This is a genomic window from Pseudonocardia sp. D17 (genome assembly GCF_036984265.1).
GTDB lineage: Bacteria > Actinomycetota > Actinomycetes > Mycobacteriales > Pseudonocardiaceae > Pseudonocardia > Pseudonocardia benzenivorans.
Genome location: NZ_BPRG01000009.1, coordinates 1 through 26649 on the forward strand (window position 1 = coordinate 1; position 26649 = coordinate 26649).

A 26649-nucleotide genomic window follows, 5' to 3' on the forward strand; every position below is an offset into this window, starting at 1 on the left:
TAGCGGACCTCGCCGGGTTTGACCATGTTGGTGGAGAAGAACAGGGCGTGCGGGATCGTGCCCGCGGCGATCTCGGAGGCACGCACGACGGCGGCGTAGCGCGCGATCCCGGCGCCGGTCGAGCTGCCGTTGTGCTCGCGGCCGTCACCGTTGAGCGGTGTTGCCGCTCCCCACGATGCGTCGAGCCCGGATCCGGAGCGGCGCGCGCCCCACAGGTTGATGACCTCGTTGCTCTGCGGGTCGGCGATCGCGACATGCGCATCCGAGCCGGATGGAATCTTCACCTGTGCTGGGACCGGCACTTTCAGCCCCGCCAGCGGGTTCGGACCCCAGTTCTCCGAGACCGAGACCGCGGCGCGCGGCGTCGACGCGGTGATCTGGTCGGCGTTGATGAGGGTGACTCCGAACTCGCCCGTGTCGAGCACGTGCTGGCCGTCGGCCAGCCCCGACGCCATCTGCGCGGAGTTCGGATCGAGCTTGGCGTCGGTGGGGATCGGTTCCCACAACCAGTCCGCGGCCTGGAAGTACGGGCGAGCGCCGCTCGGGCATGCCGTCGCCCCGGCCGAGGTCGCGTCTGAGGGCTGACCCGTGCTCGACGAGCTGCTCGTGTTTCCGCAGCCCATGAGGAAGTCGGGCTTGTCGGCACGCGCGGCGACGAGCTCGGCGCGGACCTGGTCGGCGCTCGCGTCGCCCACCGGCAGCGACCGGTAGAGCGAGAGCGCCGATTGCCGCCAGTCGCACGTGGCACCAGCGGGGGGCTGGGTGGTTGCCGCGGTCGGTGCAAGGCCGGCGGCGGTGACCGCGGCTGCCATCGCGACGGCGAGGATTCCGAGGCTCACGAGAGCACTCGTCCGCGGGCGGTCGAGGTGGTCACGATCATGATGCGCCCTTCCTGTTCGATGCGTTCGGGGATCAGCAGGCCCCGCGGCGGGAGCGGGAGGTGTCGTCGGCGTCGCTTTCGGCTGACCCGAGGTCGATGACCAGGCTTCCGTCGGCGTTGCGCGCCACCGGGATCACCAGGCGGACCCATTCGGAGTCGCAGGCGATCCACCCGGCCGCCGAGGGCGCCGGGGCCGCGGCATACACGGCACCGCCGCCGGGCTCGTGCACGGGCGTCGGGTGCAGTACCGCGACGCCGTGCTGCCGGACGTAGGGGGTGACCCGTACCCGGACGTCAACGCGGACGTGGCTCTCGTCGACGTGCGTCACCTCGCCGGGGATGGCGGTCTCGGAGCGCTGGCGCCCTTGGCCGTCCCAGCCGAGCCGGTCGACGTCGACGACCGCGGGGAGATAGCGCGCGAGGACGTCGCCGCGCCGTTGCGGGTTGTCCTCGTCCCAGCTGGTCAGATCGAGCGCGAACGCGCAGGCGATCCAGGTCGCCTCGTCGCGGGTGATCGGGCGCTCATGAGGTTCCGGCTCGGGCTCACGGAGCCGGTGCCGGCCGCCGCTGGAGGCGGGGAGGGCGCGTGTCGCTCGTCGAGGCTCGGCTCCTGAGCGACGGCGTGGCGCAGCCGTCGAGCGCGAAGTCGGCCAGGGATCCGGGACCCACTGGTCCGTGCGGCGGCCTTCGTCGTCGAGGGGCGCTGGCGCGGGATCGAGAGCGTGCGCGGGCGGGTGGGGGCGGGCCGGTGCTGTCGGCTCGTGCCGGGCCGCTGGCCGTCCTTCCCGCGGGGAGTTCCTGGGCGGGTGGGTCAGCAGCGGCAGTGAATCCAACGGCTCGTCCTCGTGGGCCGGTGGCTGGCTTGGGCCTGAGGTGATGGCGTAGGCCGGGGTCGAGCGCAGCCATGTCGGACCGCTGGCGGTGGGTGGCAGGGCGGGCAGGTTCGAGCGTGGGACGTGGATCTGATGGGCCTGCGTCGCTGTTTCCAGCGCCGCGCGGTGGGCGCGCAGCACCTCGGACATCGGCTCGCTGCTGCCTCGGGGCCGTCGGAACATCAGGCCGCACCCCCATAGGGATCGCTGGCACGGCGCGCGAGCGGCGGCATGGGAGGGCCCCCCTCCATGGACGACAGAACTCCCGGATTTATACCAGCAAAATTTGATGTGCTGAACCTTGCTGGCGAAGTTGATCCGGAGTGGAGTCGCAGAGAGAGAGCACTGCGGCGGCGCCCGGGTCCGAGGCCCGGGTGCCGCGGCTGCCCAGTGGAGTGGCTGGGAAGGACTCGATCAGTTCATCGGGGCAGGATCGCTGCTGCACAGGGGTTCGGAGGACCCCGCTGGAAGTCGGCGGAGGGCACGCGAGAGTGCGACCAACTCGCGTGCGTCCGCGTCCATACCGGCGGTACTGGGGGCGGCGATGACGGGCGGGACGACGGCCCGGGCGCTTGTCGGTGGGGTGGCGTCGAGCATCGCGCGCACGAGGGGCGCTTGCGCGGGCGTCGGGATGGTGAGGTCGACCGGGGTGTCGATCATCCCGGAGAGGTAGAGCAGGCCGTCGCGGCATTCCATGACGCGCCGGTAGTAGCGGATCGGGAGCTTGCGGAACTGGCACAACTCGCGGGCCATCGAGACCGCCGGGAACAGCGCGATCTTGGGAAATCGCTGGTAAAGGGCTGCCCACAAAGGGCGGAGCTGATGGTGGCGCTGCCGGATCTCGATCCAGTAGCGCGCCTTGATGAGGCCGGTCCGTGCGCCCGGATAGCCGATGCCGAGGAAGAAGATCACGATGCCGATGGCTAGAACGGGAGTCGTCCAAGCCTCGGTTCCAGGTAGCAGCTCGCGATGGAAAATGAGCTGGCCAGCCGTGTGGATCACGCGAGGCAAGTGGGTACCGAGCAGATTCACCGTCAGACCTGCGGCTGCGACCCGCAGGCCGAGGCGGGCTCGGCTCCGGGTGCGGCCCGCGGAAGCCCAAGCCAGCCACCCTCCACGCGCGCAGGCGTAAGCCATGTAGGCGTTGCCCAGCAGGTAGAACGCCAGGTTGTGGGGATCACGCACGGCCTCGTAGGCGGCGCCTCGGACGGGGGCCGGGGTCGTGATCGTGATGACGACCAGTCCGGTGATGACAAGCAGGGCGAGCACCAGGTCGGCGGCCCCGGGACGGCCGCTGTCGTTGTTCACCGTCGAGCTGAGCAGGATCAACAGCAGGGCGAAGAACAGTGCCAGCACGCAGTTCTGGATGAGTTTGGCGTATTCGCTGGGTACTACTGCGACAACGCCGGAGACCGCGAGCTGAGCGGTGAGCGCAAGGAACACCAGGACTGTGCAGACGGTCACGACTCGCAGATTTCCGTCGCGAGGAAGACGGGCGAGCTGAGAAATCTTCCACGCCGCGGCCACACCGGCCGCCACCCACATGAGCAGATTGGGAATGAGCACTACACCCACCCTTGGTGATCGTCGAACGCTCCCGACAGCCGACGGGCCGCCGTAGTGTCGCGGTCAGACCTGAAACTCAGACGATCGAGGAGGGTAGCCCATTGCTTGATGACAGTTGCGACCATCTCGGCCTCACGCTCGATGATCTCGTCGTATCCATCGCGCCGGAGAGCCGATGCAACCATTTCCGGAGACAGATTGGGAAAAATCTGCCTCCAGATATCGTCGTCGCCGACGTTGTTGTGGTGACCACTGATGATGTGGCCAATTTCGTGCAGAATAATGTGTTCCTGATGCGCTGCCGTTGTATCGCGTTGGTAGAGGATCAAGTCTTCCTCGTCGGACCCAACCCACAGGCCGAAAGCACCCGGGACCGGGAGCGGGTATGGCACGAGAAGGATCGGCCGGCCACGCTGGTCGGCCAGTCGTTCACAGAGAACGGTCACGTCTAACGGCGCTTCGAGGTCGAGACTTTGCAGAATCTTCTTGACCCCGCGACGGAGGTGGAGGTCGTTTCGCCATCCACGCGCAACGGACCGTGTCACGAGACGGCTTCCTGGTGCAGCAGGTGCAGCAGCTCGCCGGCCACACCACGGGGATTCGAAACCAGCCCGTTGTGGCCGCCGGGGAGCTCGACGAGCGGCTGCCCGAGTCCTTCGGCCAGCGCCGCGGCGCATCGGTGTTCCCAGCCCTGACGGGAGGCAATGCCGCCGGTGGGCAGGACACGCGCGGCCTGAGCCGCGGGCTTGACGCCGGCTGCGGTCAGCGACGAGCTGCGCACGGCGGGGAAGTCGTGGGTGAAGAAGTACCGGAGATTGGCCATCAGGTCGCCCACGGGAGCCGGAGAGGCTGCGTCTGGCTCGCTGACCTCGCGCGCGCCTCCGCCAGTGATCGCGCCCATGAGCTGAATCGCGGCAACGACGTCGGTGGCTGCCATCGCCTCGATCCGGTCGAGGTCGGCCTCACGCTGCGGATCGTGCACGAGACCGGGCATCGGCGGTTCGTGGGCGACAAGGACACGGACCTGGTCGGGATGGTTGATCGCCAGGTGAAGGCCGATGAGAGCGCCGATGCTGGCCCCGACGACCAGCGCTGGTCCGACGTCGAGCGTGCGAAGGATCGTCGCGGCGTCCGCGGCGTGCTGGTCGAGCGCCGGAAGGCCGGTCGGACGATGCACGATGCTGCGCGAGATGCCGCGCCGGTCGTGGGTGATCACCAGGTGGCCGGACCTCGCGAGGTGCCCAGCGAGCTGATCGGTCGCTCCGGCCTCGCTGAGACCGCCCTGCAGGACGAGCACGGGCGTCCCGCCACCGACCGTCTGGTAGTACAGCTCGGCTCCGTCAGCCTGAATTGTTCCGTTGTGTGTTTGCATGTGTGAACACCTCGGTTACCCGTGAACAGACAGTCCTCAGATTAGAGGACAGAGGCCGGGTATTTGGCGGAAGATTCAGAACCCGATGCTCAGTGCTACTCGCCTGCGTCTCGTCTGGCAGAGCTGGCTAGGTATTCGATCACGCGCTGTAGCTTTTCCGGAGTCAGATCACCCGATGGTGCAACGTCTCCCGCAGGATCGTGACGACTCCGGACGGCAGCGAGGAGATCGAGCTGCCGATTGAGTTCACGGCTGCTAGGAGTATCTCCGAACACCTCAAGGTTAGGACTGCCGAAGAAGAACTCGGCGACGAGCGGCAGATGCGTGACGGTGGGTTCTGAACGGCCGTCGAGCCAGTCCTGAACCTGGCTCTCAGAGATATTCAGTGCATCCGCCAACTCGCCGGGCGTTCGCTTCGATCGGTCTTTGCGGACAACACTGTCGAACAGGCGTGCCAACTTCGTGGCGAAGGATTCGGGGCCGGGGTCGGCCCATGGCCGGCCGCGCATGGGGACGTCAGTCGTCGTCGTTATCGCGTCGTCGCTTCGAGCTGGTCCGCTTTTCCAGGTTTCCCAGCTCGTCGATGATGCGGGCGAGGGAGTTGCGGGCGTCGGGCCCGAGTTCCATCGCCCGCAGAGCCACGCGCTTGACCCCGCTATCACGAATGGCCTGCAGGAGCGCCAATTCCTCGTTCACTGCCTCGGCGGCGGTGTCGTCGAAGAAGTACGCGACATTTACTCCGAAGAAGCGCGCGATCGCTTCCATGTGCTGCTTCGTCGGGTTGTCGCGTTTGCCGGCCCGAAGCTGGGACAGGTAGGCGACGCTGATCGTCGGGCCACCCTGGGCGCGAATGCCGTCAGTGATCTCTTCGAGGGTGTACGGGCCGCGGTCTCCGGGATGAACGGTCCGAATCAGATGATCGATCCGCTGTGCCAGCGAAGCACCTGCTTCGGGCTGCTCGTCGCCGCCTGCGTCGCCCACCTCGTCGCCCCCTCGTGATCTCGCCCGTACCGAGGTAGTGAACAGGCACGCGTGCAGGGCAAGCAAGCCGGCCTCGTCGTCAGCTTGGTCCAATCGAGTGGTCGGCGCATCGACGATCGCAAGTTCGGCCACTACATCACCTCTCCTAAGTAGCCCAAACGGGCGGTCAAAAGAGCTGCGGGCGGTCTGCCGCTGACCACGGATCGTGATCTTGACAAGCCACGGGAGACGTCAGCATATTTCTGGTGCTGGAAATTTGCTAGCAACAGACCCGGGTGAGGGGGCCACCGCACCCGGGACAAGAACTCGCGGTCGAGGGGTCATCGCCTGGTCCTCCACCGCGCAGGGGTCGTCGTCCGGGGAGTTGTGGCCCCCTCGCCCCGGACGACGACCCCGAACCGTCCGCTCGGGGACCGACCAGGCCAGGGCCCCGGGTTCGCATGAAAGGGGGCCACCCGCTCATGACCACCCACTACGTGCTCGCGCTCGACACCAGCGGCGTCCAGTCGTGGTTGGCGGACAACGCCATTCCGCTCGTGCTGATCGTCATCGGGCTCTCGATGCTCGCGGCCTCGCACAAGCAGGACACCGCGAAGATCGTCACGACGCTCGTCGGCGTCGTCATCTCCCTCGGCGCTCTGGCCCTCGCGCTGATCCCCGGCGCCGCCAAGGCCACCGCGGTCACGATCGGCCACTTGCTCAACCTCGGGAGCTGACGATGCGCTCCCGCTCCGACGACGAGCTGTATGCCGTCGAGAACCGCTATCTCGGTCCGCCCGGCCGCACGATGCCCTGGCAGGCCCGCTACCGCGCCTACGCGGTGTGGGTGGCCTGGTTCTTCGTCCTGGTGATCCTCCGCCAGCAGCTCGGCATCTTCTCCGGCGCGATCGGCTGGGGCCTCGTCGCCCTCGCGGCCGTCTTCGCGACCCGCACGACGATGCGGTTCGTCAGCCCGGAGCGCCCGACCCTCGCGGTGCTCGCCCTGTTCTTCGGCGAGCTGTCCGCCCCCCGGGACGTCACGGTCACCGACGTCGCGGTCATCGACCCCCGCCACGTGCGGGTCACCTCCGAGCGGCCCACCGGGAGGACCGCGTGAGCCCCATGCTTCGACGTCCCGCCGTCGACGACGCCGCACTCATCCGCGGATCGGCTGCCGCAGCCCTCCCTCCCGCGGGTCTGACTCACGCCCAGTGGGCCGACCTCGAGAACCGGGCCGCGCGCCGCAGCCGGCGCAGCGGGCGGAAGCCGGCGGCGCCGCCGCGTGCCCGGACCGGGGTCGACCCGGCCGTCCGGGAGTACAGGCCCGGCCTGGCCTTGCGCGGTATCTCCGGGCACCTGACCCGCACCGACACCGGCACGATGGCCTGGTACTCGGTCGCGCCGCGGCCCTGGTCGATGCGCGGCGACCGAGACCGCGAGTCCCTGATGAGCGCGCTCGGCCTCGCGCTCTCCCAACTGCCCGGACGGTGGCTGCACTGGCGCGTGACCTGGCGGCCCTACCCGGCCGCGGAGTGGGCACGCCGCCACGACGAGTGGGCCAATCCGCTACCGGACGCCCCGGACGGCGTGAGCTGGGACGAACACCTCGTCGGCGAGCAGCACCGGGCGCTGGCCGCACCAAAGGCGGTGAAGGAGGTCTTCCTCGGCGTCGAGATCCGCCACGGCCGCGGCCGGCTCGGCAGCATCGGGGACAAGCTCACCGGCCAAGCCGGCCGCTGGGCCGACCGCATCCTCGGGAAATGGGCCGACGCCGAGCTGTCCGCGCTCGACGACGAGATCCGCCAGGTCGACTCCATCATGGCGACGTCCGCGCTCGGCGGTGAGCCCGTCACCGCAGCGGAGATGCTGCACCTGCTCTACCGGTCCTGCGCGCTCGGGCTGCCGCCCGAGTCGGTAATGCCGGCCGCCCCGCATGGGGAGTGGGAACGCGAGGACCTGGCCGCCGTCGACGGCCTGGCTCGCTGGACGACCGACCCCTACGCCCCGACGGTCAAGGTGGCCGGAGTGGCCGGCGGCGTGCCGGTGACCCGGCACGTGCTGATCGCCTCGCTCGGGCGCATGGGCGAGATCGACGTCCCGGTCGAGGACCTGCCGTGGATGACGGTGCCCGACGAGCTGCCGGTGCCGATCGAGTGGTCCGCGCGGATGCGGGTGCTCCCGCAGGACCAGGCCGCGCGCAGCCTGCGCCAGGTCGCGGACCGCGTGGACGCGCAGCAACGCCACTACGAGTACGACCACGGGCTCGATGCCCCACCGGTGCTGGCCCGGCAGATCGACCTCGCCGCCCACGTGCGCGATGAGCTCGAAACCGACCACACCGGGCTCTCCGGCCGCTGCGAGGGCTGGTGGCGCATCGCGATCCCCGGCCGCACCGAGCGCGAGGCGATCGAGCTGCTCGACGAGCTGCGGCACCGCTACCACCCGAAGATCGCCGTTGAGCGTTCCGAAGGGCAATACCGGCTCGCCCGTGAGTTCATCCCGGGGGAGCCGCTGGCGACCACGGCGTTCCGCCGCCGCATGAGCCTGCGGCACGTCTCGATGGCCGTCCCGCAGGTCTCGGACATGATCGGCGACGCCCACGGCCCGCTGCTGTTCACCTCCCGAGCGTCGGGTCGGGCGCTGGCCTGGGACCCGTGGCACGACATGGACACCCGCCAGGTCTCCGGGCTGACCCCGATCATCGGCGGCCTGGGCTCGGGCAAGACGTTCCTGATGGGCGTGCTCGCGGCACAGGTCGTGCGCGCGCAGGGCGCCTACGTGACGCTGCTGGACCCGTCGGGACCGCTGACCCGGCTGACGACGCTGCCGGAGCTGCGCGGCTACTCCCGCGGCTTGTCGCTGCTCGACGCCCCGCCCGGCACGCTCAACCCGTACGCGATGATCTCCGACCCGGACCGTCAGCAGTTCGACGCCGGGCCCGCTGGCGACGCCGCGTGGCAGCGCGATTTCGACGCAGCGCAGGCGCAGCGCTCCACGCTGGTGATCAGCGTCGTGACGCAGCTCCTGCCCGCCTCGATCCGCCGCGGCAGCGAGGTCCAGCAGCTCCTTCTGCAGGCGGTGGACCGGGTCGGGGTCGGCGCCGGCCATCACCTCGGCGAGGTGATCGAGGCCCTGCGCCACGCCGGAGAGGACGGCGAGCGACTGGCCGGGGCGCTCGGCCCGATCCTGTCGCCGTCCGGCCCGGCCCGGCTGCTGCTCGGCAGCCCCGACCTCGCCCCGTGGGCGGGGGACTCCGACCGGCTCCTCGTGCTGTCGACCAAGGGGCTCGCGCTCCCGCGAGAGGGAGTCGACCAACAGGACTGGGGCCTCGACGAGCAGCTCTCGCTCCCGCTGATGCACCTGGCCGCGTGGCTGGCCTACCGGCGGGTCTACCAGCTGCCCCGCTCGGCGCCCAAGCTCGTCGGGCTCGACGAGCTGCGCTGGCTGTCGATGACCAGCACCGGCCGAACCCTGGTGACGCAGTTCTCCCGCGACAACCGGAAGTATCGCGCGCGGGTCCTGGTCGCCGGGCAGCTCGCCTCCGACGTACTGCACCTCGGCGGAGACAGCGCAGAGAGCGGCCTGGCAAGCCTGTGCCATGACGTGTTCGTCGGCCGGACCACCGACGAGGCCGCCCAGCGGGACGCCTTGCGTCTGCTGCGCGTGCCGACTGGGATCGGCTACGAGACCCGCCTCGGGGACCTGTCCACCGGCGCCCTCGCCCACAACGGCGGCGGCCTGGCCGCCGACGCGCCCCGCGAGTTCGTGTGGCGCTCGGGGGACTACTGCGAAGACGTCCGGCTCGACGTCTCCGGCGAGCACCTGGCCGGGCTGCGCGCCGTCCTGGATACCAACGCCGCCCGCGCCGGAGATCTGCGGTGACCGCGGCGACCCCACCCCCCGAGGGCCGGCCCTCTTCCCCGCGGGCCCGCGCTCGGCGCATCCGTGCCACGCACGCCGTGCGACGAGTCCGGCTCTGGCTGCGCCGGGGCCTGGTGCTCGGCGGGCTGCTGGTCGGGCTGCTGCTCTTCACCGGCGGCTCGGCCTCGGCGTTTCCCCCGTTCGACGACTGCAAGTCACCCCCGGTCCCGGCAATGATCAACTCCGGTCTGGCCGGGTCGATCGATGACGTCGCGGCCGGGAACCCGCCAGGGGCGAACGCCACACAGGACCCCTACGTCCTCTACAGCTACGGCGGGCTGTTCTGGTCGACCTACGACCTCGGGTGCGCCGGGTCGGTCAGTGACCCTGGTGCGACCGTCGACACGACCATCGGCAACTTCCTGCTCGGCACTGCGAAGACGCTGTTCGCCGCGCAGGTCACGTTGAAGACGCTGGCCGAGTATCCGAACAGCGCGAATGTCGGCCCGTCACTCGCAGACGCCGCGAAGAAATCTACTCCGGTCGTTTATGACGTCATCTTCTCCCCGTGGGCCGGCGCCGCGATCGTCGTCGCCGCAACCGGAATGCTCATCGCTACCCGGCGGGGAAACATCGGGGCCGTCGCCACACGGGCAGCAATGATTCTGGTCGCTGTGACCATCACGGCGCTGTCGTTCGGCTCAGGCGCACAGCTGTCGTCGGACCTGAAAGAGGGTGTGCAGTCAGCAGTATTCAGCGCCACTGATCAGCTCGCGGAGCAGGGATTCCCCGCCTCGGCTGACACCTATAAGTCGAACGTCCACGGCTACAGCGACCCGATGCGGTCCGCCATGTTCGACAAGCTCATCTACGACGGCTGGGCGGCCGGTGAGGTCGGCTCGTCCGGCCCGCCCGACCTGGCCCGCAAGATCGCTGCGGCGCAGAGCGTCAACGTCGACGAGTACCTGCAGGCCACCGGCGGCGAGACCCCGGGACCGGCGTCGCCGGACACCGGGGCGAACCTACGGAACCTCTACGCCGCGAAAGGGCAGGCGTGGGAGGACGCATTCAATTCCGCGCCGCCTCAGGTGCAGGAGAACATGCGCGGCCGCGGCGAGTCCCGGGTCGGCGCCGGCCTCGGTGTTCTCATCAAAATGCTGCCGGTCACTCTGCTGCAAATCTTCGGCTCCATGGTCATGCTCATCATGATGGTCTTCCTGACATTGCTCCCCGTCGGAGCACCGGTCGTCGGATTGCTCTCGCTCGTGGCCCCGTCCACACCGGAACGAATGATCAAGATTATCGGCGCGATCATGGGCGGCGGGATCGCAGCAGCGATTTGTATCTCCATTCACACACTGATCGTGCTGTATCTGCTTGCTGGTGATGGTGCTACGGGCTTTGTTCCCGCGATCTTCATGTGGGTCGCGTCGTTGATCCTCTACCGACTGTTGAAGCCGCTGACCTCCATCGTCGGGATCGTCTCGGCAGTGACCGCCAGCCATACCCGGGTCGCCTCCCGCCTGGCCGGAAGCCCGCTGCGCTCGGGGATGCGCATCAGCCGGTGGATCAAGAGCGAACACCGCTACCGCGAGACCCGAGACGTCGCCGCACGCCGCCACGACGAACTGATAGACGTGCTGCGCGGTGGAGCAGCCCCGGTCCGATGGCGCCGTCCTGGCGGCCCACCCCCGGCTGGCGGCGGACGCCACGGGCCCACGGGGGGCCCGAACGGTGGCGGTCCAGGCCCTGCCCCTGGTCCCGGGGGAGGACCTGGCCCGAGCGGAGGTGGACCGCTGCCGGCCGGGCCACGCGGTGGCCCCCGCAGCGGGGGCCCCCGCGACGGTGGCGGATCCGCCCGCGCCGGTGGTGGCGGTACCCGCCCGCTCCCGACCGTCCTGACGGACGGCCTCAGCTCGGGCAAGGGCCGCCGCCGCGACATCGGTGGGCCCGACGAGCACCCCGCCCGCGGGTCACTCTCGGCCGGGCCGTCCCTCGGTGACCTGGGCCCGGGGGTGCGCGAGCGGCCGGACATGCGTCCCGCTGCGTCGCGGGCGACGCATCCTGCGCTGTTCCCACCCGCGCACCGGCAGACCGGCATGTACCGCGCCCGCCGCCGACCCCGTGCTGCGGCCACGGAGCCGACCTCGTCGAGCACGCGCCCCGCGGGCCGCCCTGGAGTTCGAGGATGACCCGCCGTCCGCTGCTGCGCTGGCTGCTGTTCAGCCGGCGCCGGTTCCTGCTCGTCGTACTCGGCGCCGGGCTGGCCGTGATCGTGCTGTTCCGGGTGGTCAATGCCGGGCCCACGGCAGCAGAGCCCGTGCCTGTCCCGCCGCCGTCGACGAGCACCGGCGCGACGAGCTCGGCGCCACCGCCGCCTGATCCGACCACGGCGGCGCCGGTCTCCCTCGGCGGCCCGCAGGCCGTCGCGCTGCGCTTCGCGACACTGTGGGTGGACACCGCCGACCCGGGCCGGTGGCTCGCGCGGCTCACCCCACTGGCCACCGACGAGTACGCCGGCGTCACTCTCCCGCAGGCCGATCCGCTGGCGGTGCCGGCGTCGCGGGTCACCGGCGCCCCGCGGCAGATCGCATCCGGCCGGGGCCAGGCCACCGTGCTGGTGCCCCTGGACACCATGACGCTGCGAGTCGAGCTGGTCGACGTCACCGGGCACGGCGCCTGGCGGGTCGCCGACACCGACCGCCAAGACCCGGCGGCCGGTGGCGGGCGCTGATGGCTGTCCTCGTCGCCGCTCCGGGTCTCGCCCGACGCGCCGTCCTGCTGTCCGTCCTCGCCGCGGCTGGTCTCGGCCTGGCCCTGGTCGCTGTCTTCGGCGTGGCCCTGTCGAGTACCGGGGTCGCGGCAACGAGCTGCGTCGCCGCTCTCGTTCCTCCGCCGCCGACGGGCAGCGGCTCGGCTCCGCAGTGGACTCCCGAGCAGCGCGCTAACGCCGCGGCGGTCGTCGGGGTCGGGCAGAGCCTCGGCGTACCGGCCCGAGCGGAGTGGATCGCCCTCGCCACCGCGATGCAGGAGTCCAGCCTCGTGAACCTGCCGGGCGGGGACCGCGACAGTGCCGGGCTGTTCCAACAGCGCCCGTCGCAGGGCTGGGGGAGCGTCGAGCAGGTCCGCGATCCTCGGTACGCCGCGACGCAGTTCTACACACGGCTGCTCGCGCTGCCTGATTGGGACCAGATGCCGCTAACCCAAGCGGCACAGGCGGTTCAGAGGTCGGCGTTCCCGGATGCCTACGCCAAGTGGGAGCAGCCGGCCGCGGACCTGCTCTCCACGGTCGGAGCCGGTGGGGGCGACGGGCTGGTGTGCTCGGGCTCGTCGACGTCGGTCGGCGGGGACGGTGGGCCGGCGCTCGACTTCGCGCGCGCCCAGCTAGGCAAGCCCTACGTGTGGGGAGCGACCGGCCCGGGATCGTTCGACTGCTCGGGCCTGGTGCTGCGGGCGTGGGAAGCGGCGGGGGTGCAGCTCCCACGGACCTCGCGGGAGCAGGCGACGGCCGGACAGCAAATCCCGCGCGCGCAGGCGCAGCCGGGGGACCTGCTGTTCTGGTCGAGCAACGGCCAGGTGTCAGGCGTCCACCACGTCGCGCTCTACCTCGGCGATGGCCAGATCATCGAGGCTCCGACGACCGGGATCCCGGTCCGCACCCGGGCGCTCGGCGGGTCCTACGACGATCGCGAGCTGCTGCCGTTCGCGATCCGACCCGGAGCGACGGCGTGACGGCCAGAAGGCCGGGGTGTCAGCTACCCGTCGCCGGGGTCTGTCTCCCCGCGGGCCGGTCGAGGGCGCCACTCGGTGATGGTGCTGGGGCGCCAGACGGGAGTGCGTCCGAACTGGCCGTCGGGCTTCGGCATCTGGTGCCGGGTCTTGTAGCCGGACACGGTGTCGGGCTTGACGCGCAGGTATGCGGCGACCTCGGTCACAGTCCACCAGTCGGCCGCTGGGTCCGGCCCGTCGTCCGTCGTCAAGTGCACGCTCCCTTTCTCTGCGACCTGGGCACTCTACAGACCGAGCTTGTAGGGCCTCACCTGCACTTTCTCCTTTGTACAAGGTCAGCCTGTAGACAGATACAAGGTGACCTTGTACTGTCCGACCTGCCGATGAGGCGCATTGAGGTCGGGAGGCCACAGACATGAATCCTTGGAAGCAGCGGCTTGCGGCGCGGGCTGCGGCCCGTGCGGAGGGCAGGACCGCGGTGCCCGCGGTGGGGCTCGAGGTGGGCCCGCCGCGACGCCGCGTGCGGATCGACTGGCAGAAGGTCGTCGGCGGAGGTCGTGGTCTTCTGCTGGCGGTCGTGGTGCTCGCTCCCGAGGCAGCGGCCTGGCAGGGCCTGCTCGCCCTCGGCCGCGACGAGTTCCACATGCACGGCGGCTGGGAGTACCTGGTCCCGCTGCTGTTCGGCGCCGCTGCCTTCTATGTCGCGCTGCTCGCGCAGCGCTACGTCCTGCGTGGCGATTCCGCGATCACAGAGCGCGCACTGACCTGGATCTACGCGGCCGGGGGCGCCGGCTTCAACTGGTGGCACGTCGAGGCCACCGGCGGCGAGACCGCCGCCGCGCTGTTCTTCGGCGGGGCCTCGTTGTCCTCGGCGCTGCTGTGGGACCGCACGCTGCGCGCATGGCGTCGCGACCAGCTCCGCGAGATCGGCGCCCTGGAACGGCCGCTGCCGCGGTTCCGCGCCCTCCGCTGGGCGCTCGCGCCGGGCGACACGTTCGCCGCGTTCCGGGTGTCCGTGCTGCACGGGTTGAGCACTGCCGACGAGGCGCTCGCGCTCGTCGACCAGCAGCGGAAGGCGGCGAGGGCCGCCGAGCTCGTCGACCAGCAGCGGAAGGCGAAGCCTGCCGAGCCTATGGCCGCGAACGAGGCAGCCTCGGCACCGTCCGAGAGCGTCGAGCAGCCGCCCCAGGGCATCGACGAGCGGCCGGTCGCGCTAGCCGCGACCGACGGATCGCCTGCTGAGACCCACACCGACGAGGTTCCCGCTGCTGAGGCCGCCGCCGAGCTGCCGGCCGTCGACGAGCACCGGCGGCTGGTCGAGATCGGTGGTCGGTCCAAGGCAGACGCGGTGCGCGAGGCGTGGCGGCTGCTCGGGGTGGCCGACCTTCCGACGCTGCGGCACGTGCAACCGGCCGTCGAGCTGCTGGCCGGGGCCGGGATCACGGTGGACCCCAAGTACGTCCGTGAGGTTCGGCTGCGGGACATGAAGGCCGCCGCGACCACGCAGCGTCCGGCGCGCCCGGCCCTGCGCGTGGCGGGGGAGTGATCCGCCGTGGTGGTCGAGCTGTTCTTGCTGGGAACCGCACTCGGCGGCCTTGTGGGGTTCGCCGGCGGCTGGGCCGGGTCGCGCCGGGCTGCCGGCGCCGCTGAGGCGGAGGCGTTCTGGTCGCGCCGCCTCGACGCGGTGCGCGATGCCTACGAGACGGAGCTGGACGAGCTGCGGGTGCGGCTCGACGAGTCGGACGACTCGACAGCAGGTGCATCGAAATGAGCAGGCAGACGCCGCAATTTGCTGTCAAGCCAGCAAACAAGGACTCGCCGCCTGAGCGCGAGGTTTCCGCGGCGACCTACGGCGCGGCGGCCGACGCCCTGGCCGAGCTGCGCGGGCTGATGGACCAGGTCAAGAACGCACTCAACGTGAAGGCAGAGGACCGATGAGCCAGACGACGGGGACCACCGAGGGACGCCGGCTCAACCCGGCCCGGGCCGAGCAACTGGTCCGCGCCGACGAGCGCGCCCGCATCCACCGGCCCGACCTCGTGTGGCCGAGCCTCGGGTCGCGCGAGGTGATCGAGGTCGTGCACGCCGCGCTGGCCCACCTCCCCGCGGGCCACCTGGTCGCCGACGTCGCCCGCCGGTCCTGCGGTGTGGGCCATCCCGTCGTGCCCGCGGGGATCGCGTGCGCGGTCTGCTGGGAGGCCGCTATCCGTGCGGACGAGCGTTTCGTGCACCTGTTCGACCTGACCGACCCCGATGACCGAGACCTGGCCCCGAAGCCGGACTACGTCGACGAGGTGGCGGTCGAGCAGTTCATCGACGGGACCGACGTCGCGATCACCCCCGCGGAGTGGATCGAGGTGGTCGCGCGGCTGCGTGCCACCGGCAGCGACGACGCCACGATCGTCGCCCGGCTCGCGGCCGTCGAGCAGCCCGCCGAGACCGTCACCCGCCTGCTCGACGCGACGCCGGGGCTCGCCGGTGCATGGGCGGAACAGCACGGGATGCCACAGAACGAGGGCCTCGTCGCCCTGCTCGACGGCGCCGCCTGAGCCCCCTCTAGAGGCACCACATTCCGCGGCGTCACCCCCCGTGAACAGCATAAATAGCTAGTAAACAAGCAAACTAGGAAAACGTAGATTGCGAAGGGAGGCTGTCGGGATGACCGAGACCCGGTGGACCGACGAGCTGGACCCCGTACTCATGGACAAGGCCACCGCACCGGCACCTCGCGGGAGTGAGGTCGTGCCGCTGCGCGGCCTCGGCGTCGAGCTGGACGTGACCGCACGCGCCGGGCTCGTGCGCCTCGCCACGTCACCGCCGGTGCAGCGAGCCGCCACCGTGACGCGCACGGTCGCTCGCCACGTCGGTCGGGCAGCCACGGTCGCGGGTCGGCGCGTCGCCACGGTCACCGTCACCGCCCCTGCCCCGGGGGTCAGCCGGGCCGTCGGGGGTTTCCTGCTCGGGCGCCCGATGGTCGGCACCGAGCGCACCGACGCGACGTTCTGGCGGGACGGCCGTCGCCAGGACCACAGCGTCGCGGGGGAGTCGGCCGGCTGGTCCTACAGGGCCCGATGGAAGCGCGGAGCGGCGCGGCTCGGAGTCCTGCTGATCCTGTGGGCGGTCGCGTACAAGCTCGCGCCGGTCGCGACGGTCCGCGTGTCCGGGCTGCTGGCCGTTCTCGGGCTCGTCTGGGGCGCCTGGGGCCTGCGCTGCTGGCACCGGGCCCGGATGCACCAGGACGGCGTCCTGGGCCCGCTGCACGCCGCTCTGGCACCCGCTGTGGGCCAGACCGAGACCCGCCCGGAGCGGTGGCTGCACGTCCCGGAGGACTACCGCTCGAACCCAGGGACCGAGATCCGGATCGACCTGCCGGTGGAGTTCTCCGGGGTCGACAAGGGCACCCAGCTGGTCACCGGGATCGTGAAGGCCAAACTCGGGCTCGATGGCGGAACCACATCGACGTTCCATCTGACGGGCAAGGAGCCCTACGCCATCTTCTGCGAGCCGATCCCGCCGCCGGCGAAGGTCACGCTCGACGACATCATGCCGTTCCTGCTCACGTCTAAGGAGACGGCGCCAATTATCGGTCTGACTGCCGGTCGCAAACCCGTCACAATTGACATCGAAGCCGACTCCCCGCACACCCTGCTTTCCGCCGGATCGGGGGCAGGCAAATCTGTTCTCATCAGGGCTGCACTCGCGCAGGCGCTGGCCAAGGGCGGTTACGGAATCATTCTCGACGTCAAGATGATTTCGCAATCGTGGGCCAAGAACCTTCCGAACTGCGAATATCACCGGACCGCCGAGTCGATCCACGAGGCGCTCATTCGGCTCCGGGTCGAGGTAGACCGTCGCAACAAGCTAGTAAACGAATATGCTGACATCGACGGCAACGTCCCTGAAGACGTGAATATCGGGCCCCGAATCTGGGTCGTTCCCGAGGAAATGAACGCCACTATTACTCTGCTGAAAAAGTATTGGGCAGAGATTCGGGACAAGAGCGATTCGAAGACGTCTCCGGCAGTCGAGGCATTGCAGGACGTTCTTTTCATGGGCCGCCAGATCAAAATTCATGTCGTCACTGCCGCGCAGCTCGCGTCAGCCCGCACGATGGGCGGCCCGGAAGCACGCGAGAATTTCGGGACCCGCTGTCTTGCGCGCTACACACAGAACGCATGGAAGATGCTGTGCCCTGAAATCTGGCCAATGCCGAAGAAGTCGCGTGTTCCTGGGCGATGGCAGATTGTTCGTGGCGGGGAAGCGGTGGACACGCAGGTCGTTTTCATGACCAATCGGGAAGCGCGTGAGCTGGCGCAGCAGGGTCTCCCGATCGGTGAGCGGCGCGAATTCGACGGCCGCCCCGTCCTAGCGTCCCAGCCGTCTCATGATCGACATGACCTGGGACAAGAGGGTGAGACTGTCTCAGCAGGCGCCGCCGCGGCTCCCTCACCTGCGGATTCTCAGAAAATCGAAGATGTCTCAACGGCTGCGAATCTCGTAGGGCTCCGAGAGGCTATTGAGACGGGTATCGTGACCGGAATTAAGATCGCCACACTGCGCAAGGCTCCGCAGCGCGACGTGCATTTTCCGAAACCTCAGGGGGTCCGCGGTACGGAGAATCTCTATGATCCGGAGGAGCTTGGTCGCTGGTCGCGTAATCGACTTGGGCAGGACCGTTCTGAGGGTGATTTCGAATGAGCTTCTCTGAGTTGATAAGGCGGCTGCGTGAGCCGCAGCTCGTCGACCGCCGGCTGACTGTTCGTGAGCGCGGATACTGCTTCGCCTGGGAGGTGTGGGCGTATGCAGCCCTGGGCTCAGTGATCGGGCTGGACGACGCCAACGAGCCGGTGATACTCGACCGGAAAGGTGACAGCTCCGTAGTCCTGGTGCCGAGGTCGGGAGGTCTGGCAGAACGGCCTATCCTGCGCGCTCTCACAGCAATGGATATGGCACACGGCGCCTATGCGATCTGCTTTGGAATCCGACCGATCTGGCCTGATCTCCGAACCCCGCGCAGCGACTATATACACGGCCCGGACGCGATGCTGCTGCATGTCCTGGCTTTGAAGGAGGAAGCGGACCGGCGCTGGACCGCAGGAGTCCCTGGTGAGTATCAGCGAATCTCGGTCACGTTCAGTTTCGAGTTGATTGGGCTGCTCCACGATCACGGCCACTACGCGCCTGCAGCGATCGCGCTGGAATTCCTCACCGATCTTCTCGCGGGCCGATTCGCCGACCTCGGGTTCTCTGCGGCCCTGGTGGTCAGGGAGCTGGCTGGAATTGCGGCATGGTTGCCAGAGCTGGGATCGGTGCCGCGCGTGCTCACAGCCTCGATGCCGCCCGGGTCGCGGGCAGCCTGGTGCCCGGACCTTGCCGACGCCCCGGCGGCGCCGGCCTTCCTGCGCCGCCGACGGCTGGTTTCGCGACGTCTCGGCGCGAGCCATGTCCTCCCGACGGGGCGTGCGCATCTCGTGCACGCCGGCCGGGCGGTTGCGTTCCGAGCGCTCTACCTCGACAACGACGAGACGCGCGCAGCCGCCGCCGGGCGGGTCGGTGACCGATGAGTCGGCTCCTCCTCGCGATCCTCGCGGCTGTCGTCCTGGCGCTGACCGTGACCGGCTGCGCCGCGGCAGCCGCGCCCGCCGCGCCGGCGATCACGGTCACGGCCGCGACGAGCGGCCCGTCGGCCGCGCTCGCCCAGCTCGCGGTGAAGGGTCGCGCGCCGGCCACCGGCTACAGCCGCGCGCAGTTCGGGCCCGCGTGGGTCGACGTCGACCGCGACGGGTGCGACCAGCGCAACGACGTTCTAGCCCGGGACCTGACCGACGTCACGTTCAAGCCAGGGACCCATGACTGCGTGGTGACGACCGGGACGCTCGTCGACCCCTACACGGGCCGCACGATCGAGTTCGTCCGCGGCGCGCGGACCAGCTCGGCGGTGCAGATCGACCACGTGGTGTCCCTGTCGGATGCGTGGCAGACCGGCGCGCAGCAGCTCGACGCCGCGACCCGGGTGCAGCTCGCGAACGACCTGGACAACCTGCTCGCCGTGGACGGCCCGACGAACGAGTCCAAGGGCGACGGCGATGCCGCGACCTGGCTGCCGCCGGCCCGGGGGTTCTGGTGCAGCTACGCCTCCCGTCAGGTGGAGGTCAAGGCCCGCTACCGGCTGTGGGTGACCCCGGCCGAGCACGACGCCCTCGCGCGTGCCCTGGCCGGGTGTCCTGCTCCGTCCCCCGCGGGTCTGGCGGTCGCGTCTGGTTACGGGGGCGCGTCGTGACCACTCGCATCGGTGAAACCTGTGTGCGCCACGGCGCGTCAGCTCGGAATGCGCGATGCGAGTTGGTAGACAGCCCCCATGAAGGAGTCGGCGAAGCGCGCTGCTCGGCCGGGGCCCAAGCCCCGGTGGGGCGAGCGGCAGCAGGTGTCGGTGAAGTGGCCCATCCCGCATCGCGAGGTCTACGAGCGGGAGGCGGCGAAGCTGGGGATCAGCTTCAACGAGTACGTCGTGCGCCAGATGGCGCGGCAGCACGGGTTGCTGGACGACGAGAACGACGGCGGACAGGAGCAGTTGCCCTTGGGCGCCTGAGCGTCGGTTCCTTCCCCGAACATGCGAAAACCCCCCGGTCAATGCTTGGCGGCGTGCCGGGGGGCTCGCGTAGCAGTCACTCCCTCGACAGGAGGTTGCGCGTGTCAGGGTACCCGCGCATTCCCGATTCCGAAATCTGCGACGCGCCACCCGGCACGGCGAACCGTCGGCGTTCGACGTGACGCAGCCCGATGCCGTGGCGGACCGCTCGTCGTTCGTCCGGATCTCTGACGCGCTCGCTGCCGAGGGCCGCGTCGCCACCTCACGCGCCGACCAGGTCTATGCCCGCTGCCCCGCGCACGACGACAGCAACGCTTCGCTGTCGGTGACCTGGCGTATCGACTCCCGCTCCGGTGCCGGCCGCACCTACGTCAAGTGCCACACCGGGTGCGACACCCGCGACGTCCTTGCCGCCCTCGGTGGGATGACGCTCGCCGACCTCTACGACACCCCGCCCGCCCGCCCCAGCGACGCGCGACGCTCCCGCTGGGCTCCCGCTCGCGGCGCCCGCAAGCCTCGCCCGAGCAGCGGCGAGAAGAAGACCGGGAAGGGCAAGGGCCGGCAGCGAGTCGTCGCCGTCTACCCGTACTGCGACGCCGACGGCGCCGTGATCTACGAGGTCACCCGCTGGGAGCCCAAGGAGTTCACCGTCCGCCGGACCGAGCGCGACTCGCGCGGGCGGCGCATCGCTCAGTGGCCCGCCCGCGACCGCCGCGTCCTCTACCGGCTCCCCGAGGTCACCGCCGCCGTGCGCGAGGGCCGGCACGTCTTCGTCACCGAGGGCGAGAAGGACGCCGACGCGCTCGCCGCGGTCGGCGTCGTCGCGACCTGCAACGCCGGTGGTGCCGCCGCCGACGGAGCCCAACAGGACCGCTGGCTCCCGCAGTACACCGCAGCCCTGACCGGAGCGCGGGTGGTGATCGTCTGCGACAACGACGACCCCGGCCGCCAGCACGCGGCCCATCTGCACAGCCAGCTCGCCGACGTCGCCGAGTCGGTGACCGTCGTGCGCTCCCCGTTCGCGAAGGACGCTGCTGATCACCTCGCCGCCGGCCACGGCCTCGACGAGTTCGAGGAAGTCGACCCGACCACCCTCGACGACGCCGCCGCCTCCGACGAGCCCCCCGCCGACGAGGTGCAGACCTCCCCGTCCTCGACGAGCACCGCGCCCGCGGCCCCGGCTCCCGCCGTCGCGCCGGTCACCCCACCCGCCGACGCCGACCTCGAGGAAACGGCCCCGGTCAACCTGAGCCAGGAGCGCCGCCGCCGCCGGTCGAGCCGCGACGGCATCACGACCCCGCCCTCGTTCCCCGTCAACGTCACCTTCGGGCTGGGCTACGCCTACTCCATCGGCGACCCGGCCGACGACCACGAGCGCGGCATCTACGAGCGCAAGCGCGACTCCGCCGGAGAGACCTACTGGCTGCGCCGCGCCGGCCTGCCGTTCGCGCACGCCCGCATCGTGCGCCGCGACGGCACCCGCCGCCGGATCGGCACCGAGCTGCTGCTCAGCCTCGACGAGCACGGGGACCGCGTGGTCGTCACCGACGACGAGCTCGCCGACGGCCGGTGGGCGGTCAAGCTCGGCGCCAACCTCTCCTCGGACCGCAACATCATCACCGCCGCGGCGACCGCCATCCGCGACCTGGCACACCGGTTCGCCCCCGAGCAGGAAGCCACCCCGCGCCCGCAGGCGCACACCGAGACCGGCCATGTCGACATCCCGGTCGCCGAGTGCATGCCCAACGGCTACCTGTCCGCGCCCCCGCGGATCGTCGAGCAGCAGCGTCGCGAGGTCATGCGCGAGGTCGTAGCGCTCGTCGCCCGGCACGCCAAGATGGCGCTGACGATGGGCGCCAGCGCCGGTGCACCGTACGTCGGCCCGCTACGCCGCCAGTCGCACTGGTGGGACCTCTACGGCGACTCCCGCAAGGGCAAGTCCACGACGCAGGCCGTCGCGGCCTCGCTGTGGGGCGACCCGCGCATCGGCGACGGGATCGTCATGGGCTGGGACGCGACCAGCATCGGCACCGGCCGCTTCCTCGGGCAGCTCGGCATCCTGCCGCCGTTCTTCGACGAGCGCGGCCTGGCCTCGTTCGACAAGCCCCGATGGGGCGAGATGATCTACAGCACCTGCCAGGGCTCGTCCCGGTTGAAGGCCGAGAGCGACACCGCGCAGGGCACCGTCAAGTCCGTCCCGTGGTTCGGCGTGCTGTTCTCCACCGGCAACGACCGGCTTACCGACGGCATCGCCGCGGGCCGCTTCGCGGGCATCCCGGCCCGCGTCGTCGAGCTGGCCGCCCCGTTCACCGAGAACCACACCGAGGCCAAGGCCCTCGTCGAGCTGGCCGGCCAGTCCTACGGCTGGCTGGGCCCCGCGATCCTGGCCGCCAACACCGTCCACGACGTCGCCGAGCTGGTCGCGCGCGCCGAGCACCTCGTCGGCGTCCCGGAGGCCGGCGGGGTTCCCGGCACCATCGCTGAGCACCTGCACATGGCCGTGGCCGGCGCGATGATGATCGACGCCGAGCTGGGCACCGGCGCCGAACTGACCAACGCCGCCGTGACCGCGGCCCGCGAGCACCTCGACGCCAACGCCCACGAACCCAAGCACGACGCCGACCGGATGATCGAGGCTCTCGCCGAGTCGATGACCGCGCGCCGCTCGGCGTGGCCGACGATGGCCGAGTACATCGAGCTGGGCTCGCCGCGGCCGACCTGGAACCCCGACGCCCCCGCCGACGGCCGCCGCCCCGCGCTCCCGCAGCACGGCTTTGACCAGCAGATCAACGGCATCGTGAGTGACGACGAACGGTGGCTGTATGTGTTCCCGAGCGTGTGGCGCGCGATCGCCGATGATCTCGGTGTCGACAGCGCGGTGGCGTGCCGGAAGTTGCACGAGCGCGGGCACCTGCACGTCTCCGAGGCCCGCAAGCGGGCCGGTGAGTGGCAGGCAGGCCCGCGGGTGAACGGCCGCGTCACCCGGGTCTACCAGCTGTCCCTGTTCGCGTTCGACCTCGACGACGACCAGGCCGCCGACGACATGCAGCCGCTCGACACCCCGCCCACCGACACCACCTCGACCGACGAGCACGGCGACGGGCAGCAAATCGACGACCAGGACCCCGCCGAGGGCCAGGACGCCGTGCAGCGCAGCATCCCCGAGCTGCAGGCCGTCCCCGACAGCCCGAGCACCTGCACGGCCTGCTCGTCGCCCGGAGCCTGGTGCGGCCTCGGTGCCGTCGCCGAGGACGAGGAACCGTGCGTGCACTGCGGTGCCGGCACCCGCGTCCGAGCGGCCTGCGGCCAGCCCCGGCACGCCGACTGCACCCGACCGCCCGCCGTCGACGACGAGGACCACGACCCGACCCCGCCGGCCACCGCCCCCACGCCCTCGACCCCACCCTCAGCGCAGCGTCCGGCGCCCCGGCCCTCTTCCCCGCGGGCCTCGGCTCGGAAGGGCCGTCAGAGCGCCGCCCTCGACCAGGCCCGTGCAGAGCTGGCCAAGGGCGCCGACGACGGCGCCCTACGCCTCCTGGCGGACCTGGAAGGCCCCTTCGCGCCCCTACGCCGCGGAGGACCCGAGAACCGGCTCCGACAGCCCCGCTGGCGCCCGGAACACCCCGGCATGACCTGGGCGGCCCACATCATCAGCTCCTGGGGTTGGTCGCGCCGCTACAAGGGCGACACGGTCACCCTCGACCGCTCTGGCGCGTTTGTCGCCGCCGCGTCGAGCGTCCAGGTCGCCCACGGCGAACTGGAGCACACCGGCCCGCTCGACGAATTCGACGGCCGCCCCGGCTACTACCAGGTCCAGGTCCACCCCTGGCACTTCAGCAAGGAGGCCCCGCATCCGCTCCACGGCGCGCATCGCCGCGAGACGGCGTGGGTCCCGGCCCCGACCGTCGCGCTGCTCGTCGACCTGCACGAGGAGGACCGCTGGGCCGACGTCACGATCCTCGACAGCTACACCGCCGAGGGTGCCCGGCTGTCCAAGTGGACCGAGCACGTCAACCAGCTTCGCCGCGAGGCCATCACCACCTACGGCCGCGACTCCGAGCAGTACGCGATGGTCAAGGAAGCCTTCGGGATGGCGCTCTCCCTTATGCTCGGCTCGCCCCGCGATAGCGGCACCGGCCGTGTCTGGCGTTGCGCCGCACAGCGTCCCGACTGGACCCACACCATCCAGGCGCAGGCCAGCGCGACGATCTACCGCTGGGCCGACGCCTGCCGCCAACAGGTCCCAGCCGGCCTCGGGCCGGTCGCGCTCCGCAACGTCGACGAACTGGTCATCCCCGCCGAAGCCCTCGACATCGTCACCAGCACCGAGCGCCCCGGCGGCCTGCCGCCCATGAAGATCGACCCCGACGGAATCAAGCTCGGCACATTCAAGGTGAAGAACGCGACCGGAAACGGTGAAGCCTGATGCCGAGCACCTCACGCACAGACACCGGTGACGGCGAGCCCTACACTTCTGCCGACGAAGCCGCCATCGAAGCAGCAATTGACGATGCGTGGGCAGAGTACGAAAGTGAAATGCGGCCAGGTGAGGAATTGGACCCTGACGAAGGACCCGCAACCCTGACCGTCGACGCTCAAGTGGAATGGGCTGGCTCGATCCAGCACTCCAACGGCGGTGTTAGGTCTGTCCGGCTCGACTTGGGTTCTGAACGGACAGGCGCCCTTCGCAGGGACATGGAACGTGCTCGCCAAGCCCGGGAACGGGCTGAGCGCACCGGCCCTGCAGTGTCGCGTACGGCCAAGGGCTGGCACGCCCAAATCCGCGAGCTCACCGGTGCCAAGCGCGGATCCGACGCCGCGGATCGAGCCGGCCTCAATCCCAGCGCACGGACTCTGCAAGCCTGGCTCTCCGAAGATCGGGCGCCGAGCAAGGCGAATCAGGAGCGGATAGCGCAGGCGTACGAGAACCTACGAAACGATCGGCGGGACCGTGCCCAATCGGCTTCGCGAGAAGCAAACCACCGGCTCACGGAAAATCTCACTGCACAAATTCGTGACCGTTTTGGAGCGACCGTACGATTCCGCGATATCCGCCGTATGAGGTTTGACGACTAACCAGTCGGACTGCTGCCGGACTCTCGTAGGGCCTCGTAGTGTCACTGAGACGCCTGGCAGGGCTGGGGCAGCTTGGTCATGACGTCCGGCGATCCAGGCGCGCCGACGGGCGCTGGAGTCGGGACGGCCCCGAAGAACTGTCGGGGCCGCGTGGCAGCATTGCGATCCGTGAGCCTGCCCCTCGACTCCTCCCGTGTGTACTTGCACGAGCGTGACTTGATCGATCTCGTCGAAGCGATCGCCAAGACTGATCCGAACAATGAGAGCACATGGATCGAGTGGAAGTCTCACCTCGATCTGAGCGACAAGAGCGGTCACTGGCACATGGCTAAGCACATGCTGGGCTTCGCCAACCGCACTGTGTCAGCCGCCCGGGCGCATTGCATCGGCAACGCCTACCTTGTCGTCGGCGTCGAGCCCGAGAACGTGGGTGGTATCGCACCGGTCGATCATGCGTACTTGACGCCCAAGCTCACTCGCTATGTCGGGTCTGAGCTGCGCTGGCACGCAACTTACGTTCCGGTCGGGGGCAAGTCGGTTCTCGTCGTGCGTGTTGATCCACCGAAGTACGGCGACCCCATCTATCCGCTGCGAGCGCAGCTCGACAACCATCCGAAGGGCAAGATCTTCGTCCGTCGTCCCGGTGCGACCGAGGGCGCCGACGACTTCGAGATCGACCAGCTTGTCCAACGAGTGCGCTCGGGTGAAGGCGGTCTAGAGATTTCAGTAGAGCCGGCTGCGGCGACGATCGAGCGCATGCCGGACCTCCCGGACTTTGATGATTGGGTCGAGGCGGAGCGCAGAGCGACGTTGGCGAGGCCTCGTGCTGACGCTACGCCGACAAGGGGACGGCTCACTGATTTCCGGATCGACTCGGCCATGGTCGGCAGGACGATGGGCGAACCTGACGACCGGAGTCAGGAGGACTACGAACAGGAGGTCGAGAACTACCTTAGGGAGTACAAAGAGGCGCTCGCCCAGCGTTTCTCCTGGCGCCTATGGCGCCACAAGCCAATGAAGCTTTCTCTGGCGATCACGAATCTCACCGAGATGAACTTCTCTTCGATCGAGGTGAAGATTCACGTTCCTAGCGATGTTTCGGAATGGCCCGAGGAGCTGGAAGACTTGGTATGGGGTAATGAGTTGCCCATGCCAAGACGACCAGCGCCGCTTGGTACCCGGAAGGTGAGCTCCTGGCGGACTGGTATCCCCGTGCCCTCGTACCTGGACTTGCCGGTAACCACCCAGCCCCCCTATGCACCGCGAGCACTGAGACGTGGCCCGAGCTATCGAGTTCGCAACTCGGGGTCTGTCGATATCGATTACACCGACATTGACTTACGACCCGAAGAATGCCTTGAACTCGACCCGATCGAGTTGCTTGTCAAGGTTCCGGAGGGCACCGTCTTGCAGTGCGATTGGTCCGCCACGGCCGGCAACGTGAACCGTCGTCTGACAGGACGTTTTGCCCTGCAAGTGGTTTCGTCCAGCATGGATCTGAGCAGCCTTGAGGACGACGTATCCGACGATGGAGAAAAGTAGCCTGCGCGGGGGACTTAAGTTTCAGTCTTGCAGTTTCTCAACAGATAGAAATTGGCAAAGACACTGAACCAGCAGCAATGCTAAGCTAAGAACAATAAAAACTGTTATACTATCTTATACATTTATTTTTTTATTAGTAAACAGGCCGCTTCACCAGGTCTGATGAGAAGTTTGCGGCGGCGCAGCCGTCGCCCGCCGGGCG

23 protein-coding genes and 2 pseudogenes are annotated in these 26649 nt (G+C 69.5%); 18 read left to right on the plus strand and 7 right to left on the minus strand.

Annotated features, from left to right (window positions below; all coding sequences use genetic code 11):
• From PSD17_RS01405 to PSD17_RS01415, 3 genes and pseudogenes are all read right to left on the minus strand, one after another.
• Positions 1-839, minus strand: a pseudogene (locus tag PSD17_RS01405) (hypothetical protein); the annotation flags it as partial.
• A 73-nt stretch (positions 840-912) separates the two neighbouring features.
• On the minus strand, positions 913-1902 hold the full coding sequence (locus tag PSD17_RS01410; protein ID WP_339121029.1) for a hypothetical protein: 990 nt from the start codon (positions 1900-1902) through the stop codon (positions 913-915).
• Between the two features lie 264 nt (positions 1903-2166).
• The gene (locus tag PSD17_RS01415; protein WP_339121030.1) at positions 2167-3318 is read right to left on the minus strand and encodes an MAB_1171c family putative transporter; all 1152 of its coding nucleotides are present in this window, start codon (positions 3316-3318) and stop codon (positions 2167-2169) included.
• Positions 3319-3332: 14 nt separating this feature from the next.
• On the opposite strand from PSD17_RS01415, the gene PSD17_RS01420 reads away from it, so the two are divergent.
• The gene (locus PSD17_RS01420) at positions 3333-3770 is read left to right on the plus strand and encodes a hypothetical protein (RefSeq protein ID WP_339121031.1); all 438 of its coding nucleotides are present in this window, start codon (positions 3333-3335) and stop codon (positions 3768-3770) included.
• An 89-nt stretch (positions 3771-3859) separates the two neighbouring features.
• Here the strand turns inward: PSD17_RS01420 and PSD17_RS01425 are convergent, their stop codons facing one another.
• Positions 3860-4690 carry an alpha/beta fold hydrolase gene (locus PSD17_RS01425; RefSeq protein ID WP_339121032.1) on the minus strand — a complete coding sequence of 277 codons (831 nt, stop codon included), beginning with the start codon at positions 4688-4690 and terminating at the stop codon, positions 3860-3862.
• Between the two features lie 200 nt (positions 4691-4890).
• On the opposite strand from PSD17_RS01425, the gene PSD17_RS01430 reads away from it, so the two are divergent.
• Positions 4891-5031, plus strand: a complete 141-nt coding sequence (locus tag PSD17_RS01430) for a hypothetical protein (RefSeq protein WP_339121033.1) — start codon at positions 4891-4893, stop codon at positions 5029-5031.
• Between the two features lie 3 nt (positions 5032-5034).
• Here the strand turns inward: PSD17_RS01430 and PSD17_RS35265 are convergent.
• A pseudogene (locus PSD17_RS35265) lies at positions 5035-5199 on the minus strand (hypothetical protein); the annotation flags it as partial.
• Positions 5200-5206: 7 nt separating this feature from the next.
• Positions 5207-5803: a helix-turn-helix domain-containing protein gene (locus PSD17_RS01435; protein ID WP_339121034.1), complete on the minus strand. Its 597-nt coding sequence runs from the start codon at positions 5801-5803 to the stop codon at positions 5207-5209.
• Between the two features lie 329 nt (positions 5804-6132).
• Between PSD17_RS01435 and PSD17_RS01440 the strand changes: the two genes are divergently transcribed.
• The 6 genes from PSD17_RS01440 (at position 6133) to PSD17_RS01465 (ending at position 13243) form a co-directional block, all read left to right on the plus strand.
• Positions 6133-6387, plus strand: a complete 255-nt coding sequence (locus tag PSD17_RS01440; RefSeq protein WP_339121035.1) for a hypothetical protein — start codon at positions 6133-6135, stop codon at positions 6385-6387.
• 2 nt (positions 6388-6389) lie between these two features.
• Positions 6390-6767, plus strand: coding sequence for a hypothetical protein (locus tag PSD17_RS01445; protein ID WP_339121036.1), 378 nt, complete (start codon positions 6390-6392; stop codon positions 6765-6767).
• Between the two features lie 5 nt (positions 6768-6772).
• Positions 6773-9532 (plus strand): ATP-binding protein, encoded by a 2760-nt coding sequence (locus PSD17_RS01450; RefSeq protein WP_339121051.1) that lies wholly within the window; start codon positions 6773-6775, stop codon positions 9530-9532.
• Positions 9533-9645: 113 nt separating this feature from the next.
• Complete coding sequence (locus tag PSD17_RS01455) at positions 9646-11703, plus strand: hypothetical protein (RefSeq protein WP_339121037.1); 2058 nt, start codon at positions 9646-9648, stop codon at positions 11701-11703.
• Complete coding sequence (locus PSD17_RS01460; protein ID WP_339121038.1) at positions 11700-12245, plus strand: hypothetical protein; 546 nt, start codon at positions 11700-11702, stop codon at positions 12243-12245. The genes PSD17_RS01455 and PSD17_RS01460 overlap by 4 nt, the downstream gene beginning before the upstream one ends.
• Positions 12245-13243, plus strand: a complete 999-nt coding sequence (locus PSD17_RS01465; RefSeq protein ID WP_339121039.1) for a C40 family peptidase — start codon at positions 12245-12247, stop codon at positions 13241-13243. Before PSD17_RS01460 ends, PSD17_RS01465 begins: the two co-directional genes overlap by 1 nt.
• A 23-nt stretch (positions 13244-13266) precedes the next feature.
• On the opposite strand, the gene PSD17_RS01470 is transcribed toward PSD17_RS01465, so the two are convergent.
• Entirely contained in the window at positions 13267-13491 is a 225-nt protein-coding gene (locus PSD17_RS01470) for a hypothetical protein (RefSeq protein ID WP_339121040.1), read from the minus strand.
• 164 nt (positions 13492-13655) lie between these two features.
• On the opposite strand from PSD17_RS01470, the gene PSD17_RS01475 reads away from it, so the two are divergent.
• The 10 genes from PSD17_RS01475 (at position 13656) to PSD17_RS01520 (ending at position 26447) form a co-directional block, all read left to right on the plus strand.
• A complete protein-coding gene (locus PSD17_RS01475) occupies positions 13656-14786 on the plus strand; it encodes a DUF2637 domain-containing protein (protein ID WP_339121041.1) in 1131 nt (376 codons plus the stop codon).
• A gap of 6 nt (positions 14787-14792) precedes the next feature.
• Positions 14793-15011, plus strand: a complete 219-nt coding sequence (locus tag PSD17_RS01480; RefSeq protein WP_339121042.1) for a hypothetical protein — start codon at positions 14793-14795, stop codon at positions 15009-15011.
• The gene (locus PSD17_RS01485) at positions 15008-15178 is read left to right on the plus strand and encodes a hypothetical protein (RefSeq protein ID WP_339121043.1); all 171 of its coding nucleotides are present in this window, start codon (positions 15008-15010) and stop codon (positions 15176-15178) included. Before PSD17_RS01480 ends, PSD17_RS01485 begins: the two co-directional genes overlap by 4 nt.
• Positions 15175-15789 (plus strand): hypothetical protein, encoded by a 615-nt coding sequence (locus PSD17_RS01490; RefSeq protein ID WP_339121044.1) that lies wholly within the window; start codon positions 15175-15177, stop codon positions 15787-15789. Before PSD17_RS01485 ends, PSD17_RS01490 begins: the two co-directional genes overlap by 4 nt.
• A 109-nt stretch (positions 15790-15898) precedes the next feature.
• On the plus strand, positions 15899-17938 hold the full coding sequence (locus tag PSD17_RS01495; RefSeq protein WP_339121045.1) for a hypothetical protein: 2040 nt from the start codon (positions 15899-15901) through the stop codon (positions 17936-17938).
• On the plus strand, positions 17935-18804 hold the full coding sequence (locus PSD17_RS01500) for a hypothetical protein (protein WP_339121046.1): 870 nt from the start codon (positions 17935-17937) through the stop codon (positions 18802-18804). Before PSD17_RS01495 ends, PSD17_RS01500 begins: the two co-directional genes overlap by 4 nt.
• A complete protein-coding gene (locus tag PSD17_RS01505; protein ID WP_339121047.1) occupies positions 18801-19520 on the plus strand; it encodes an HNH endonuclease family protein in 720 nt (239 codons plus the stop codon). The genes PSD17_RS01500 and PSD17_RS01505 overlap by 4 nt, the downstream gene beginning before the upstream one ends.
• 150 nt (positions 19521-19670) lie before the next feature.
• Positions 19671-19829 (plus strand): hypothetical protein, encoded by a 159-nt coding sequence (locus PSD17_RS01510; RefSeq protein WP_339121048.1) that lies wholly within the window; start codon positions 19671-19673, stop codon positions 19827-19829.
• 178 nt (positions 19830-20007) lie between these two features.
• Positions 20008-24255 carry a DUF927 domain-containing protein gene (locus PSD17_RS01515; RefSeq protein WP_339121049.1) on the plus strand — a complete coding sequence of 1416 codons (4248 nt, stop codon included), beginning with the start codon at positions 20008-20010 and terminating at the stop codon, positions 24253-24255.
• Between the two features lie 818 nt (positions 24256-25073).
• Positions 25074-26447, plus strand: a complete 1374-nt coding sequence (locus tag PSD17_RS01520; RefSeq protein WP_339121050.1) for an AlbA family DNA-binding domain-containing protein — start codon at positions 25074-25076, stop codon at positions 26445-26447.
• The last annotated feature ends 202 nt before the right edge of the window (positions 26448-26649 follow it).